Here is a 14,567-nt window from a genome sequence, read left to right on the forward strand (position 1 = left end):
ATTTGAACAGGATAGCAACCCAAAAGAAGCTGTCCCTTACCAAGATAGAGAATTATATATAAAAATTAAACTATACAGATATAAAGTAGCTATGCTTAGAAAAGCACCGACACCTGAGTTCTGCCGGTGTGCACAGCCCCTACCCCATTGGCTTTGCGTCCGTCGTAGTTGAGGGAGATATTGAGGCCGTTGCTCAGGCGCTGCTGTACTATCAAGGACCAGGTCATGTTGTTGCCGGGGCGCAAGGCGTTCAGGATTTCATAGCCTACATAGGAGGTCTCGTCCCCCTTAAAATCAATGTTCACATACTTTACATTGCTGGTTACGGTGCGCTTGCCCACCTGGCTCAGCTTTGCCTCCAGGCCCAGCTCATGGAATGTACCCTCCTGCTCCACCTCCGATGCCTGCAGCACATCCTGTTTCAGTGAGAGCTGGTACTTGCTCGTGAAGCGCAGTTTGGTGTTTGGCTGATAGGCTAGCTCCGGCGATATTTCCCGCGATTGTATCTTAAAATTCTTGGAGCTCAGGAAATTCGACTGGTTCTCGCGCACATTATACCCCAGGTTCAGCTGCGAGCTCAGCACTTCGGTCAGGTTCAGGCGGCTTATCAGCAAATGGCTCAGCACGTTGCGGGTCTCCGTGCCGTTGGTGAGCAGCTGCTTCTGCTCGTTTTGCTGCACGGTATACTCCATACCATACTTGGGGCTGCTGCGGTTAAAGTATACGGTGTGGCGCAACTGCTTCACCAGCGAGATAAGAAACTCATCTTCCACATCCTCGCTGAAAGGATTGAAGCGCTGCCCGAGGTCGTTGTCGGTTGTTTTCTTGTTGATGCTGATAAAGCTGAGCATCGAAAAATTGGAAAGCCTGGCCTTTATGCCCGGCTCGTTTCGCCAGCTTCGGGGCGCGTTGGTCGTGAGGCGGTAAGTAAAAGTGTTGGTATAGGCGTTCACGTACTCATCGGTGGGCAGATAGATTTTGATGTAGCGACGCTGGTCCACCGTTTGCGCCTCCAGGTAGTCGTTCAGGTTGTTGGGATCGCCGCCGTCGCGCAGGTAGTGGGTGCCCTGCCCCGGCAAGGTCTCCTGAAAAATGTAGATGCGCTTGAGTTCCCGGCCGGTGCCCGTGGCGTAGCTCAGCTCCGAGCGGAAGGCTCCGTCTACAAATGTGCCGTTATAGTCTACCCTTGATTGAATGGTCTCTTCGTTTTTGCCGTTGCGTACGTGCAGCTTGCGGTAGGTAGCCTGCGCCTCCAGCGTATGGTCCTGCTTGATTTTCTTCTGAAGGATGGCATTATAGGTCTGCGCCACCTCCGGGAAACCCATCGTGCCCACCCCGGTCGGGTAGCGGTCGCGGCGCTGGGCATAATCTATGCGGAACTTCGTCTTGGTGGTATCACCGCTCTCCAGGTAAAACAAGTGCTGCTCAAAGTACTGCGCCGAGCCTACCACGGAGTCGGTGTTGAGGGCGGTGAGCCTGTTTTTATCGAAGCTATACGTATAACCGGGCGATACTTTACCTAAGTTATACTCCACGTTCATACTTCCGCGGTACCACTGCGACTCGCGCTGCCCTTCCTTGCTGTCAAGCAGGAAAAAGCTATTCTTAAACTCCAGCTTCCCTAGCTTTTTCAGTACATCCAGATGATGCTGCACCCCATCGAGCTGCTCCTCGCGGTGGCGCCGGCTGATGCGGTAGTTGAACAGGTTATTGGCATCCTGTGCCGCCCCTACCGAGAAATTGAAAATATGATCCTCGGCTTTCTTGGTGTTGGTTAAGCTCCAGTCGCGGTCAAACTCGATGGGGCGGTAGCGGTCGATGGGTTCAAAATGCTCGTCGGTATACTCATAGTTGAGCGTGCTGTTAAGTTTATACTTGCCCAGGAAGACAATAGGCCTGTCCTGCACCACGTAGCCTATACGCAAGCCTTTGCCGTTGTCATCCCCTGAGTCGATATCGGAAAAGCGGTTCAGGTCATGCTGTGAGGCAGCCCCTTCTGCAAAGAAACTCACCCCTTTCTGCAGCTCATAGCTACCGCCAAATGTGATGAGTTGCTTTTTGCGCGGCGTGGGCAACACCCGCACCGGCGCGTAGCTTCCCTGCCTTACACCATTTATAGGGGCTACCCAGCGGTAGGCACGGCCGTTCACGGCACCATTCACCGCCACATAGTCGCCATTGCCGGGGCCGACATTGGTAAAGCTGACGCTGTAGTGCGCTGAATCGGGGTGGGTAGAGTATACGTAGATGCGCTCCAGGTTCTGGCCGTTGTTATAGGCAGTATCGCGGCGGGCGTACAGGATCTGGCCCGGGTCATAGGCCACACTGTCGGCACCGGAGGCAATGGCCTGGTTCAGGCTGTCGCCTATACTTGCCAGCAGGCGCTTTTGCTCAGAGTTCAGGCTCAGGTTCAGCAGGCTGTTGGGGTTATCGCTCTCGTTATAATAGTTACCGTATACTTTCAGCTTGCCCAGGTTCTGGTAGTGGTTCAGGTGGTAGATGCCCCGGCTGTAGTTCTGGTCCGAGTACTCAAAATCCACCCTAATCCGGGAGTTCTTGGTGATAACATGCCGCGTGGTGAAGGTGATCTCCGCTTGGTTATAGTCTATCACATAGTCGTAATCGTAGCCCCGCTGCAGCAGCACGCCGTCCAGAAACACCCGCTCCGAGTTGGCCAGCACGATAATGAACAGCTCATTGTTAGGTCCGCGCAAGCGATAGGGCCCCATCACGCCTTCCTGTGGTTGTATGGTCTGTGAGGCAAACTTTCCCTTCGATACCGATGCCGCCACCGTGGTTACCCCCTGCCGCTCCGGACTTTTACCCGTCACATAGCTGAAGGCGCCGCCCTGCACGTTCTTGTAAAACTGCATAAAGTAGGACGGCTTGCTTTTGAGCACCACATCGCCGGCCGTTAGCTGCCACAGCCGGTGCTGCAGCGTAATGTATACTTTGTCGAACTCCTGCAACTGCTGGGTGTTGCCCTCCGGCTGAAACGGGATGTTCTGATCCGTGATAGCCGCCGTTATACTGATGTCGTCTGTCAGCTTGCCGTCGAGCTGCAGGTTGAGGGCGGAGTTCACGAAGACGTTCTGCGTGTTGCCAAACGACACGCCCCTGGAAATACTGCCCGTCTTGTTCAGGCCGGGCGTGCGGAAGATTTCTTCTTTGGTGCTGATGTTCTCCTCGTAAAAAACGCCGCGCGGGGACCTTGTTTCCAGCTTTGCGATATCGCGTTTGAAGGCAGGCCTGGTCAGGCTCAGGGGCATTACCCGGAAGCATACGAGCACCGAATCGGGCAGCGGCTGCATCGTGCCGAGCGTATCCACGGCCACGGAATCCGGGGCCGGAAAACGGGTAAAGGTGATGCTGTTGGAAGTATAACTGTACTCGTAGCTGAAAGCTTCTGGTTTGGGGTGCTGCAGCGTAATGGAACTGGGCATCACCGTGAGGCTGTCCAACTCCTGTGGAAAGTCGGTAACGGGCAGCCACTTGCAGCGCTGGTTGCTGAGCGGGACCTGGGCAAGCAATGGCAGGCTCAACAGCCACAGCATCAACACTATGCCCAGCCCTTTACTGTTCATCCTTAAGCGGTAGCTGAATAAAGAATGTTGTTCCCTTTCCTTCCTCCGTTTCGAACCAGATCTTCCCTCCAGCGCTCTCAATGCCGCGCTTGGCCACAGCCAGCCCAATACCCGACCCGGTATACTTTGTACTGAAGTTCGGGATAAATACTTTACCCTGTATTTCTTTGGGAATGCCGCTGCCATTGTCTCTGATCGAAATCAACACACGCCGGTTGTCTTGCAGTTCCAGGCGCACCTTAATATGCGGCTTGCGGCTGGATGGCACCGCCTGAATGGCATTGAGCAGCAGGTTATTAAACGTGCGCACCATCAGGCTCTCATCCGCGTTCACCACCACCGCCCGCTCCGGAATCTGCTTGGTAAGTATGGCCGTGGCCGGGTCGTTGTGCAGGTCGGCGGCTTTGTGCAGGGCGGCGGCAATATCCATCGGCTCCGGCTTCGGCTCCGGCATCGAGGTAAAGCTCGAGAAGGAGGAGGCAATGTCGTTTAGAATGTTTATCTGGGTGATGAGCGTATGCGAGATCTTCTCGATGAGCTGCTCGGTGTTGGGTCTTTTTTCCGCGATGGCTTTCTGCAGGTATTGCAGTGAAAGCTTCATGGGGGTAAGCGGGTTCTTGATCTCATGGGCTACCTGTCTGGCCATTTCGCGCCAGGCGGCTTCCTTCTCCTGCATGGCCAGTTCCTGCTTGTTTTGCTCCAGCGTCAGCAGCATGCGGTTGTACTCGCTCACCAGCATCCCTATCTCATCGGCGCCCTCGTACGCCAGCATCTCGTTCCTGCCCGTCAGGGAAGTGCGCTTCAATTTCTCGGCCAGCATGCGCAGCGGCACCGTGAGGGCACGCGAGGCAAAGAAGGTAAGCACCAGGAACAATATAAACATCACGGAGAAGATGTTCATGATGGTGGTAATCAGGTCTATCAGCTTCAGGTCGAGTTCCTTCTCCGAATCGAAGAACGGGATACCGATAAAGCCAGCCAGCTCCGTTGGGTATGCTTCGTCGCGCAGGGGCAGGTAAATGGAATTGAAGCTCAGATTTCCGGCCTGTTCCTCCAGCAGCACGCGCAGCGCCTGCCGCTCCGAAATAGCCGCGAAGGCCTCCGGGTTCACCAGCTTGGACAAAAGGCCTGTCTCGAAGATCAGGGGCTGGCTGGTTACCAGCAGCATGCCGTTACGGTCGTAAATGTTGATGTCTGCTTCTGCGATGGCGGCTATCTCAGTCACGCTTCGCTGCAGCTGGCGCTGGCGCTGGAGCAGCCTACGGCTAAGCTGCTGCGACAGATGCTCCTGTATGGCCTCTCCGCGCTGCTCATACCTGGTCATCAGGTCTTTTTTATAGGAGGCGGTCACCAATCCTGCCGTGGTTATACTTACCAACAGCATCGGCAGCAAAATACCAAAGTTGAGGAAGATCTGGATTTTGGCACTGAAGTTCGGCCTGAAGTCGCGCAGCCGGTGCCGCTGCAGCAGCAGGTACAGCAAGCCGCTTAGAATAAGCCCCGCCACGTAACTCAGAAACAGGAAAGAGAAATTCGAGAGTACTTCGCGCCCGCCATACTTGCCTGTGGTGATGATCAGGGTTTGCCCGCTGGTGCTTTGCACCCCGTAATGGTGCGAGTCATCCTGCGGGAGCCCCAGCCGGTACAGCTCCGGTTTGCTCAGCAAATCACGGTCGAAGTTGGTGGCGTAGTCATACTCGCCCTCGCTGTAACGCAGCTTGTTGCCGCTGTAGATGGCATAGCTGAGCATCTCAGGCCCAAACGGCTGGTTATACTTCTGATCCACCAACAGCTCAGGCACCACACTGTTAGGCAAAAGCCGCTTCAGTGTCAGTTGCAGGGCAATGGTTCCATAATGCGTAGCGCTAATAGGTATCTGTATCAGTTTGAGGTACGTCCTGGCGTTGTAGCGGGTAGGGTCTTTTAGCAGGAACAGATCTTTGTGCTCGGTGCGCATCTGCGGATGGTCAAATACCTGCCGGAGTTGCTGCAGGGTTATCGCTGTGGTATCAGCGCTCTCCAAGGTTCTGCCCTGCCCGTCGAACAGCATGACGTTTATCTCATACTTGTCGAAGTAATCGCTCAGGTATTGCCGGGTTATTTTTCGCCTGATAAAGGAAGCATCCACATAGGGTCCCATCATCTTCATCCGGATCAGTTCATCCCCCGCAATCTCGGAGGCCACCTGGTTCAGCTGGTACTCCCCCAGAATGTCGTTATCCTGCAGAATATTAAAAGCGAGGTTTTGCTTATAGGTCTTCAGGTCGTTGTGGTAATGGGCAAACTGCGCCACCGCGCCGGTCAGTGCGCTCACGATCACCACCAGAAAAAAGAGCAGGTACGTGCGGTAAGCAAAGCTAATGGCGTGCTTGTACTGGGCCGCAAGTATAATAATAGCCCAAAACAGAAGGGCCAGCAGGAAAACAGAAAATATCTCTGGCGTAAAGACAGCTGCAAATAGCAAGAGTACAGCAGAAATGATCATCAACGCCTTGTAGGGCCAGAACGTTGACTCCTTTGGCACCAGCACCGACACCATCGTGGCCAGCACATAAGTAAACATGCAAAGCGACAAGGTATTAATCACCATGATGCCATACAGCACCACCTTGTACCTGGTAAATTCCAGCGATTGGGTTACATCCAGCAACAGGGGCGAGTTGTGGTAGATGCTGTAGTAGAACCTGAACTGTAGCAGTAGCAGGAAAAAGAAGATCAGCATGCTCATGATAACCAGGTAACGGCTACGTTCCTTCGGCATGGCTTGCAGTTGGGAAGCAACCCGGTTTTTCCGGAAGAGATAAATACCTGACCCCGCTACCGCTGCCAGCAGAAGTACGTTCAGCAGCAGATCCCCCACCGATGGTGACCAGAAGGATGCCGCGTAGAGTTTAGGGTCGAACAATTCTACATCTACTACCGCGAAAGGCAGGTTCAGCAAGAGCAGGGCCACCCGCATGCCTCCCAGCAACAGCAGTAACAGCAATATCCCCTGGCTGTAGGCGCCTTTACCTAAAAAGCGCTGGCTTAAACTAACGGCGAAAAGTATAAAGAAGACTAACCCGGCTACAAACAAGCCTATCTGCAACCGTACATAGCCAGAGGTTTTGTGCGATTGCTCAAAGTTCAGGGAGAAGAGGAACTGCCCCTCGGCAGTATATACCTGTGGTAAGGAGGGTTCCGGGTTAAGTATAAGCTGCAGGTTCGCCTGCTGAAACACCTCCTCATCAAGCTTCGGTGTCAGGTAAGCGTTATTAATCCGGTAATCTATCTGCAGCGGAATATATACGTCTATGGTATACGGTAGCCTTTGCTGCCGCACCACCACAAAGCGCCCGTACTCGTTTTCAATGGCAAAAACGCCCTGCGCAACGGGCGGGAGGTCTGGCTGCGGCGCAATGGTGTGGCTGGACCAAAAAACCAGGTTCTGCATGCGGTAAACGAAAACCGGGTAATCCGCCTTCTTCAGCAGCGTTGAAAAGTAAATGGTGTTTCTCCCAAGACTGCTAAATATACGCTCTGCCTGTTGGTTAGCCTTATCAATGCAGTGGTGTACGCGCTGGGTAATCCGTTCGGCTTCTTCCTGATGATCCTGCTTGGTAGAACCTGGCGAAAGCCAGTTGAAATGCAGTGTAGCTATGGCTATGAAGCACAGCAACGACGCAAGCAAAAGCAGAAATGGAGTAAGCTTCCGGTTCAAGGTAAGGTAGTTTAACTACTAAAGTAAGCAAAAGACGGGATAAGCGCCATACTTCAAGAATCGTGCTAATATATCGTTACCTGTAAGCGGGCGCGGCCTCGTCAGCAAAAGCATAACAGAAACAAAAAAAGATGCCTATACACTACAGCAGTGGCAGCAGTGTATAGGCATCAAACTATAAGCTCTTTTATACTTAGGCTTTTTTCGCTTTCTTCTGGTTACTCTTGTACCACAGGAAACCAACAGTTCCAATCAGAAGGTAAGGTATCACCATCAGGTAAAGTATACCAGCGTTCAGGCCACTGCCTACTTCGTTGCCCGATGCATCACTTCCGCTTCCTACATTAGACTCCACCGTAGCCCGGCACATGGCACACTGGCTGTAGGCGTCTGTGGAAACAAACACAAGCACGAATGCCAGTGTAACTGCCATCAAGACTTTCGATATGTTCTGCCTCATCATTTCTGAAAATATGGTAGTAAGATAATTATGCGTAATACGGTGAAATCAGCAAATACACCAACACCCCTGTTACGGCTACATACAGCCAAATAGGGAACGTCCATTTAGAAATACGACGGTGGCGCTTGAGTTGATTCGTAATACCAAAGTATACTGACAGCAGCACCAACGGTACAATCACAATTGCCAGCACAATATGTGTCAGAAGTATAAAGTAGTAGATATACCTCAGCAATCCGTCCCCTCCGTAAACAGTGCGCTGTCCCAGAAAGTGGTAGGTGACATAAGAAACCAGGAACACAGCCGATAAGCCGAAAGCAAAAAGCATCGCCCTTCTGTGCACCTTGGTATTGCCGCGCTTTACATTCACGTAGCCTACTACCAGCGTTATGGCCGTAATGGAGTTAATGAAGGCATGGAAACCAGGCAGGTAGGAGACATCTACATTTGCCTCGCCTGATTTAGGCATAAAAAACAACAGCGCTACAAGAACAGGTATGGCCACCGACAGTATGGCAATTACGGTCATGTATTTGCGGTCCTGCTCGCTTGTCAGATCATTTTCTTTTACTGTATTCATCCAGCAACACGTTAATTTCAAGTACAAGACGGTCTACCTCTTCCGGGTCGGTGCCCAGGTAAACGCCGCGTACTTCTTTTTCTTTATCAACCAGCACAAGTCGGTTACTTGGCATATAGCTATTATCCTGCTTCTTGTAAGGCTCCTTAAAGCCAGCGGCCAGGGCGGCAACTTCTGCTGTATCACCTGTTAGGACGTACCATTTGGCTTCCAAAGGCTTATACTCCTTCGCTAGTTGCTGCAATCCGTCGTTAGTACCGGCACTGTCCTGCATCGCAAAGGTAACAAGTTTCACCTGCTCAATGTTTGCAAAAGCTTCCTGCACGCGCACTAATTGAGAAAGTATTGTCCGGCAATCGCGCTCACACGCAGAACCAGTAAAATGGGCCACGTACACATATTTATCAAGGTCCTGCTGGCCAAGGCTTCCACCTTCGAGCATTCTGAGGTTAAAAGCCGGCACCTGCTGAAACACGGTATCTCCAGCAACATTGTGTACCACCTTACCTTCGTTATCGAGCTTAGGGTAGTATGTTTTCAGCGAAAAATGATGCGTACCAAAGACACTGATAAACACAAAAACAAGAATAGGCACTAATAGTAGGAGACCTAATATTAGTGCCTTGATAGGTTTCATCAAGAAAGTATACTTTGCTATTTAAAGTAGTTCGTTATGGACTCGTAGTAATAGCTTCCCTCTGCCAGCAGTGCCACCATCAGCCATACCACCAGCGCCAACGGGATGATGATAGACCAGATTAGTGATTTTGCCTCATGCTTCAGGTGCATAAACTCGGCCACAATGTAGAATGCCTTGAAGATCGTCAGGATGATGAAGATAGCGTTACGAGCTGTACCTGCATCCATTGTAAAGGCGAAAAGGAATTCCAGTGCCGTTAGTCCAACAAGTATGAAAAACGTTCTCCAGATAGCCTTTGTCTGCGGCTTAGGAATTTCAGCTGTTTGTTGAAAATCGTTTTCGATGTGATGTGCCATAGTGCTGTGATGTATTTCTTTTGATGCCGGCCTTATAACCGGCATCAACCAAAAGCTTTCTTTAAAATTAGATCAGGTAGAAGAAGGTAAACACGAATACCCAAACAAGGTCAACGAAGTGCCAGTAAAGGCCAATCTTCTCAACCATCTCATAGTGACCACGTTTGTGATACACTCCATTAACAGTGCTGATAAAGGCAACAAGCAGGAGTACCCAGCCAATAGTAACGTGGAAACCGTGGAAACCTGTAATAAAGAAAAAGAGGTTGGCAAACAACGGCGGGCCATACTGGTTGAAGGCCATTGAGGCACCATAATAGCGTGAGCCATCAGGAAGCAGCATGCCTTCATCTGTACCAACAATAAAGTGCGTCCACTCCCAGGCCTGGCAGGCAAGGAAAGTACCACCAAACAGAATCGTCCAGAGCAACCACTTTTCTACATCCTTCTTGTCCATGCGATGCCCTGCCTCTACTGCCAGTACCATCGTCACAGAACTAAAGATAAGGATCATCGTCATCAACGCCACGAAAGCAAGTGGCAGGTCTACCCCATGAAAACCAGGGAAGGCATTGAATACTTTTTCCGGGATTGGCCACCATTCGGTTGAGAAGGTAAATGCCTCCGCTTCACCTGTGTATGGTGTGTGCGCATGACGGCTCAGTCCGTAAACAATAAGAAAAGCACCAAAAGTAAAAGCGTCAGAGAGCAGGAAAAACCACATCATGAGTTTACCATAGCTCGCCTTCATTGGTTCGTTACCACCGTCCCAAGTACCCGACTTAGGTGCTTCCAGCGTAGTTGAAGTAGACATAGTGTTATGTATTGAAAAGCGTGTTTAGTGATTTAATCTTAAGAATACGTACAAATATAGCCAAAGTCCACCTAAAAAATGCCAGTACACTGTGCACAATTGTATACGCAGCATTTTCTTAGAATGTACCTTGTATTTCAGGCTGCTTCTTAGCACAATCGCCACAAATACTAGCCCTGTAATCAGGTGAAAGCCGTGAACTCCGGTTAAAACATATAGGAATGAACCGGATGGGTTGCTTCCCGTTCCGCCAAAGTAGATGTTATGTTGCACCAAGTCTGCCCAGCCGTACCACTGTCCTATCAGGAAGGCGATTCCGAAGCCAAAGGTTAGACCTAACATCAGCTTCAATTTCCCCATGTTATTATCCCTGGCCGAGTTTTGTGCCAGCTGCATCGTCACAGAGCTCAGTATGATGACAATGGTGTTGATCAGAAGTATGTTTGGCAATTCAAACTCAAGCCAATTTCCTTCCTCTCTTCTTACGATGTAGGCGCTCGTAAAAGCTGCAAACATCATAATAATACTAATAATAATCAACCACAGGGAAAACTTTAGCGGATGTACGCCGCCTCGGTCATTCTCTTCTTCTATAGGAATATTAGCCATTACCATACCTAAATTTTATCTAATACAAAGGCAATCTGCACGATAGGCAGATATAAAAATGATCCAAACATGATACTCATGGCAGCCTTCTTAGAGCAGGTGCGCATCAGGTAGAATGTTTGGGCCAAAAACAGTACACCGCACACAACCGCAATCATGGCGGAAGTTATCCCTGTCATCCCGAACTGCAGTGGCAGCAGACTCATCGGAATCAGCACCAGGGTATAGGTCATGATCTGTATAGCTGTTTTCAGGTTTTTACCACCAGCCATAGGCAGCATCTTAAAGCCAGCTTTCTTATAATCATCATCCAGCACCCAAGCAATTGCCCAGAAGTGCGGAAACTGCCAGAAGAACTGTATGCCGAAAAGTATAACTGCCTCAATCTCGATGGCGCCAGTTGCTGCTACCCATCCAATAAGCGGAGGCATTGCCCCAGGTATGGCACCCACAAATACGCAAATAGGGCTAATCTGCTTAAGAGGTGTATAAATAAACCCATACAGCACCAGCGACAACAGCGACAGCGCTGCTGCGAGCGGGTTAAAGTATAAACCTAACAGTAAAGTACCAGCAGTTGCCAGAATCAGGCAAAGTACTATAGCTTCAGTTACAGATACACTTCCTGTGGGAAGCGGCCTTTTGGATGTGCGCTTCATCAATTTATCCAGATCCTTTTCTATGATCTGGTTGATGATATTTGCTGCACCGGTTACTAATATACCCCCAAGCATCACCAGGCCAATGTCAAGCCAGCTAGCATTTGGGTATCCAAGGATAAAGCCTATAGCACTTGAAAAAGCAACAGTTAAACTAAGTCTGAACTTGAGTAACTGAAAATATGCTGTTGCTTTATTCATGGTAGAATCATGCAGTAGTGTATCGGTCTTGGTCGTATACATCATTTATGAACAACTACTTGCTGCATTTGTGCCTTCTTAGAGGCATAATAATAAATAATCAGAATCTGAAACTGCACCCCAAACAGCAGCGCTGCTAAAGTGAGATGCAGTGGTTGTAGCACCGGAGGAATGGCAAAGTAAGCCATAATAACACCGAATACTATCTCTGCCCCAACTAGCACAAGCATTACATGTGTCAGCTTTGTAAGCTGCCTGTTCTGTAATTTATAGAGCTGCAGGGCCACATAGATATGCAGGGCCACCAACAGTATTGAAAAGGATCTGTGGATATAGAAGCTAACTCCTAACTGATCAACCCACGTTTCCCTGTTAGCTCCTCCCGTCATGGAGGCAATAAGATCTACTTCTTCCCTAACCTGCGTGCCGATAAGAATCTGGCCAAAGGTTAAAATAGCCAGCACCCATAGTCCCGCGCCGATTTTTGGCATGTAACTGAACTCGGCTACGATGCTGTCCTTGTTAGCACGCGTTACAGCATATTGTAACATTGCCACCAGCACCAGCGCCAATGCCATGTGAATGGTTATGGTTACGGGCAGTAAGTTTGTAGAAACTACAATAGAACCCAGCCATCCCTGAAACCCAACTAATACCAGGCTTCCTAAGGCTAAGTAAAAGACTGCTTTATCGCTCTTTAAAAAAGGGCGCGCATAAACTACAGTCAGGAAGATAAAGATGCCGATTAACACCCCAACCAACCTGTTGATATACTCAATCCAAGTCTTCGTGACATTAAACTCCGTCTCGATGTATTGGCTTGGATGTGAGAAAATAGCCTTGGATACTTTATCGAATCCTAGCTTCTCCAGGTAACCGGCAAGCTTTTGGTTCTTTTCTATCCGCTGCTGTTTGTATACCTCCAGGTAGTCATCAGGCAATTGGCTAACATCAGTCGGAGGAACCCAACTGCCGAAGCACTTTGGCCAGTCTGGGCACCCCATTCCTGAACCTGTGCTTCGCACTGTTCCTCCGACTAATATTAAGAAGTAAACAGCAAATACTGTAAGTACTCCAATACTTCTAAATCTTTTGTATTTAAAAGATTTGTTAGCCATTATAAGCTTTATTCAAAATCTCTCTCGTTGGGCAGGTTTGAAGACTGCGTCTTTGAGAAAGGAACTGTCTGTGGAATATAATCTTCAGTTGCACCAGGCTTGCTATAGTCATATGGCCATCTGTACACTGTTGGTATCTCACCTGGCCAGTTACCGTGACCTGGCAGAACTGGTGTAGTCCACTCCAGTGTGTTTGAGTGCCATGGGTTCTCCGTAGCTCTTCTGCCGCGGAACATGCTATACACGAAGTTGAACAGGAAGATGAACTGTGCAGCAAAGCCTAGGATGGCAGCAATACTGATAAAGGTGTTCAGGTCTGTGAAGATGTTAAAAGTCTCAAAACCTGTCCAGTTATAGTATCTTCTCGGGAATCCGGCAATACCGATGTAGTGCATTGGCATAAACACCAGGTATACCGCTATAAAGGTAAACCAGAAGTGAATGTAGCCTAACTTCTCATCCATCATGCGTCCGAACATCTTTGGATACCAATGGTACACACCGCAGAACATACCGAACACGGCAGAAGCACCCATTACCAGGTGGAAGTGCGCTACAACGAAATACGTATCGTGCAACTGGATATCCAAGGCAGAGTTACCAAGGATAATACCTGTTAGACCGCCAGAGATAAAAAGTGATACGAAGCCAATGGCAAAGAGCATGGCCGCCGTGAAGCGAATGTTACCTCTCCAAAGCGTGGCTAGCCAGTTAAACACCTTCACCGCAGATGGTACCGCGATGATCAGAGTCAGGAACATGAACACAGATCCGAGGAACGGGTTCATACCAGTCACGAACATGTGGTGCGCCCATACTACGAAAGAGAGTACCGTAATACCAATCAGTGAACCGATCATGGCGCGGTAACCGAAGATAGGCTTGCGCGCGTTTGTAGCAATCACCTCAGAAGCCAGACCCATAGCAGGCATAATTACGATATATACTTCCGGGTGGCCCAGGAACCAGAACAGGTGCTGGAACAGGATAGCACTACCGCCTGTGTTAGCAAGCGCTTGTCCGGCAATGTAAATGTCGGAAAGGAAGAAGCTGGTACCGAAGCTGCGGTCGAAGATCAGCAACAGGGCAGCTGACAGAAGCACCGGGAAGGCAAGAAGGCCCACAATGGCAGTCAGGAAAAACGCCCATATTGTCAGCGGTAACTTCGTCATAGACATACCTTTGGTACGCAAGTTGATTACAGTGGTAATGTAGTTTACGCCACCCAGCAGCTGAGAAACGATGAAAAGACCCATCGAAATCAACCACATCGTCATACCATCTCCTGAGCCTTGAATCGCTTCAGGCAGCGCACTGAGTGGAGGATATACTGTCCAACCACCACCGGCAGGTCCTGTTTCAATAAATATTGACCAGAACATGATCACACTGGCCACGAAGAAGATCCAGAAAGAGAGCATGTTCATGAAGCCAGAGGCCATGTCACGCGCTCCTACCTGCAGCGGGATAAGGAAGTTACTGAAAGTACCACTCAGGCCGGCAGTAAGTACGAAGAACACCATGATGGTGCCGTGCATCGTTACTAGCGCCAGGTAAAATTCCGGGTCTAGCTTACCATTCTGTATCCATCCACCAAGGATTGGTTCCAGAAAAGTGAAAGTAGCCTCAGGCCATCCCAGCTGCAAACGAAACAGGATAGACAAGAAACCTCCAACAAACGCCCATAGAATACCCATGAAAAGGTACTGTTTGGCAATTGTTTTATGGTCAAGGCTAAAGATGTACTTCTCAAAAAAGTTTTGATCGTGGTGATGCTCATCATGCTCTACATGCACATGATGGGTATCCCTGGTCATCGAAATATCAGTACTCGACATATTCT

11 protein-coding genes are annotated in these 14,567 nt (G+C 49.8%); all 11 read right to left on the reverse strand.

The genetic code is table 11. From position 1 onward, the window contains the following. Window positions 1-95: 95 nt before the first annotated feature. The 11 genes from BM040_RS18355 to BM040_RS18405 all read right to left on the reverse strand — a co-directional run bounded on the left by BM040_RS18355 (window position 96) and on the right by BM040_RS18405 (window position 14,562). Window positions 96-3,584, reverse strand: a complete 3,489-nt coding sequence (locus BM040_RS18355) for a TonB-dependent receptor (protein ID WP_092104629.1) — start codon at window positions 3,582-3,584, stop codon at window positions 96-98. Beyond that, a complete protein-coding gene (locus BM040_RS18360) occupies window positions 3,574-7,284 on the reverse strand; it encodes a sensor histidine kinase (protein WP_245756293.1) in 3,711 nt (1,236 codons plus the stop codon). The genes BM040_RS18355 and BM040_RS18360 overlap by 11 nt, the downstream gene beginning before the upstream one ends. 193 nt (window positions 7,285-7,477) lie before the next feature. Next, a complete protein-coding gene (locus tag BM040_RS18365; protein WP_092104819.1) occupies window positions 7,478-7,717 on the reverse strand; it encodes a hypothetical protein in 240 nt (79 codons plus the stop codon). A gap of 55 nt (window positions 7,718-7,772) precedes the next feature. Beyond that, window positions 7,773-8,327, reverse strand: a complete 555-nt coding sequence (locus tag BM040_RS18370; RefSeq protein WP_092104631.1) for a DUF420 domain-containing protein — start codon at window positions 8,325-8,327, stop codon at window positions 7,773-7,775. Then, window positions 8,305-8,964, reverse strand: coding sequence for an SCO family protein (locus BM040_RS18375; RefSeq protein ID WP_139217851.1), 660 nt, complete (start codon window positions 8,962-8,964; stop codon window positions 8,305-8,307). Before BM040_RS18375 ends, BM040_RS18370 begins: the two co-directional genes overlap by 23 nt. A 17-nt stretch (window positions 8,965-8,981) precedes the next feature. Beyond that, a complete protein-coding gene (locus tag BM040_RS18380) occupies window positions 8,982-9,323 on the reverse strand; it encodes a cytochrome C oxidase subunit IV family protein (RefSeq protein WP_092104635.1) in 342 nt (113 codons plus the stop codon). Between the two features lie 67 nt (window positions 9,324-9,390). Beyond that, complete coding sequence (locus tag BM040_RS18385) at window positions 9,391-10,137, reverse strand: cytochrome c oxidase subunit 3 (RefSeq protein WP_092104637.1); 747 nt, start codon at window positions 10,135-10,137, stop codon at window positions 9,391-9,393. 24 nt (window positions 10,138-10,161) lie between these two features. Further along, window positions 10,162-10,746 (reverse strand): cytochrome c oxidase subunit 3, encoded by a 585-nt coding sequence (locus BM040_RS18390; protein ID WP_245756294.1) that lies wholly within the window; start codon window positions 10,744-10,746, stop codon window positions 10,162-10,164. Between the two features lie 8 nt (window positions 10,747-10,754). Next, entirely contained in the window at window positions 10,755-11,606 is an 852-nt protein-coding gene (gene cyoE, locus BM040_RS18395) for a heme o synthase (protein ID WP_245756295.1), read from the reverse strand. Window positions 11,607-11,647: 41 nt separating this feature from the next. Continuing rightward, window positions 11,648-12,724 carry a COX15/CtaA family protein gene (locus BM040_RS18400; protein WP_092104642.1) on the reverse strand — a complete coding sequence of 359 codons (1,077 nt, stop codon included), beginning with the start codon at window positions 12,722-12,724 and terminating at the stop codon, window positions 11,648-11,650. Window positions 12,725-12,732: 8 nt separating this feature from the next. Further along, a complete protein-coding gene (locus tag BM040_RS18405) occupies window positions 12,733-14,562 on the reverse strand; it encodes a cytochrome c oxidase subunit I (RefSeq protein ID WP_092104644.1) in 1,830 nt (609 codons plus the stop codon). Between the last annotated feature and the right edge of the window lie 5 nt (window positions 14,563-14,567).

It is taken from the genome of Pontibacter chinhatensis, from assembly GCF_900113285.1.
Taxonomy (GTDB): domain Bacteria; phylum Bacteroidota; class Bacteroidia; order Cytophagales; family Hymenobacteraceae; genus Pontibacter; species Pontibacter chinhatensis.

What these genes read in the sequence shown, in the direction of transcription:
- BM040_RS18355 (WP_092104629.1), bottom strand. Translation starts at nt 3,584, where the DNA reads ATGAACAGTAAAGGGCTGGGCATAGTGTTGATGCTGTGGCTGTTGAGC.
- BM040_RS18365 (WP_092104819.1), bottom strand. Translation starts at nt 7,717, where the DNA reads ATGGCAGTTACACTGGCATTCGTGCTTGTGTTTGTTTCCACAGACGCC.
- BM040_RS18370 (WP_092104631.1), bottom strand. Translation starts at nt 8,327, where the DNA reads ATGAATACAGTAAAAGAAAATGATCTGACAAGCGAGCAGGACCGCAAA.
- BM040_RS18375 (WP_139217851.1), bottom strand. Translation starts at nt 8,964, where the DNA reads ATGAAACCTATCAAGGCACTAATATTAGGTCTCCTACTATTAGTGCCT.
- BM040_RS18380 (WP_092104635.1), bottom strand. Translation starts at nt 9,323, where the DNA reads ATGGCACATCACATCGAAAACGATTTTCAACAAACAGCTGAAATTCCT.
- BM040_RS18385 (WP_092104637.1), bottom strand. Translation starts at nt 10,137, where the DNA reads ATGTCTACTTCAACTACGCTGGAAGCACCTAAGTCGGGTACTTGGGAC.
- BM040_RS18390 (WP_245756294.1), bottom strand. Translation starts at nt 10,746, where the DNA reads ATGGCTAATATTCCTATAGAAGAAGAGAATGACCGAGGCGGCGTACAT.
- cyoE (WP_245756295.1), bottom strand. Translation starts at nt 11,606, where the DNA reads ATGAATAAAGCAACAGCATATTTTCAGTTACTCAAGTTCAGACTTAGT.
- BM040_RS18400 (WP_092104642.1), bottom strand. Translation starts at nt 12,724, where the DNA reads ATGGCTAACAAATCTTTTAAATACAAAAGATTTAGAAGTATTGGAGTA.
- BM040_RS18405 (WP_092104644.1), bottom strand. Translation starts at nt 14,562, where the DNA reads ATGTCGAGTACTGATATTTCGATGACCAGGGATACCCATCATGTGCAT.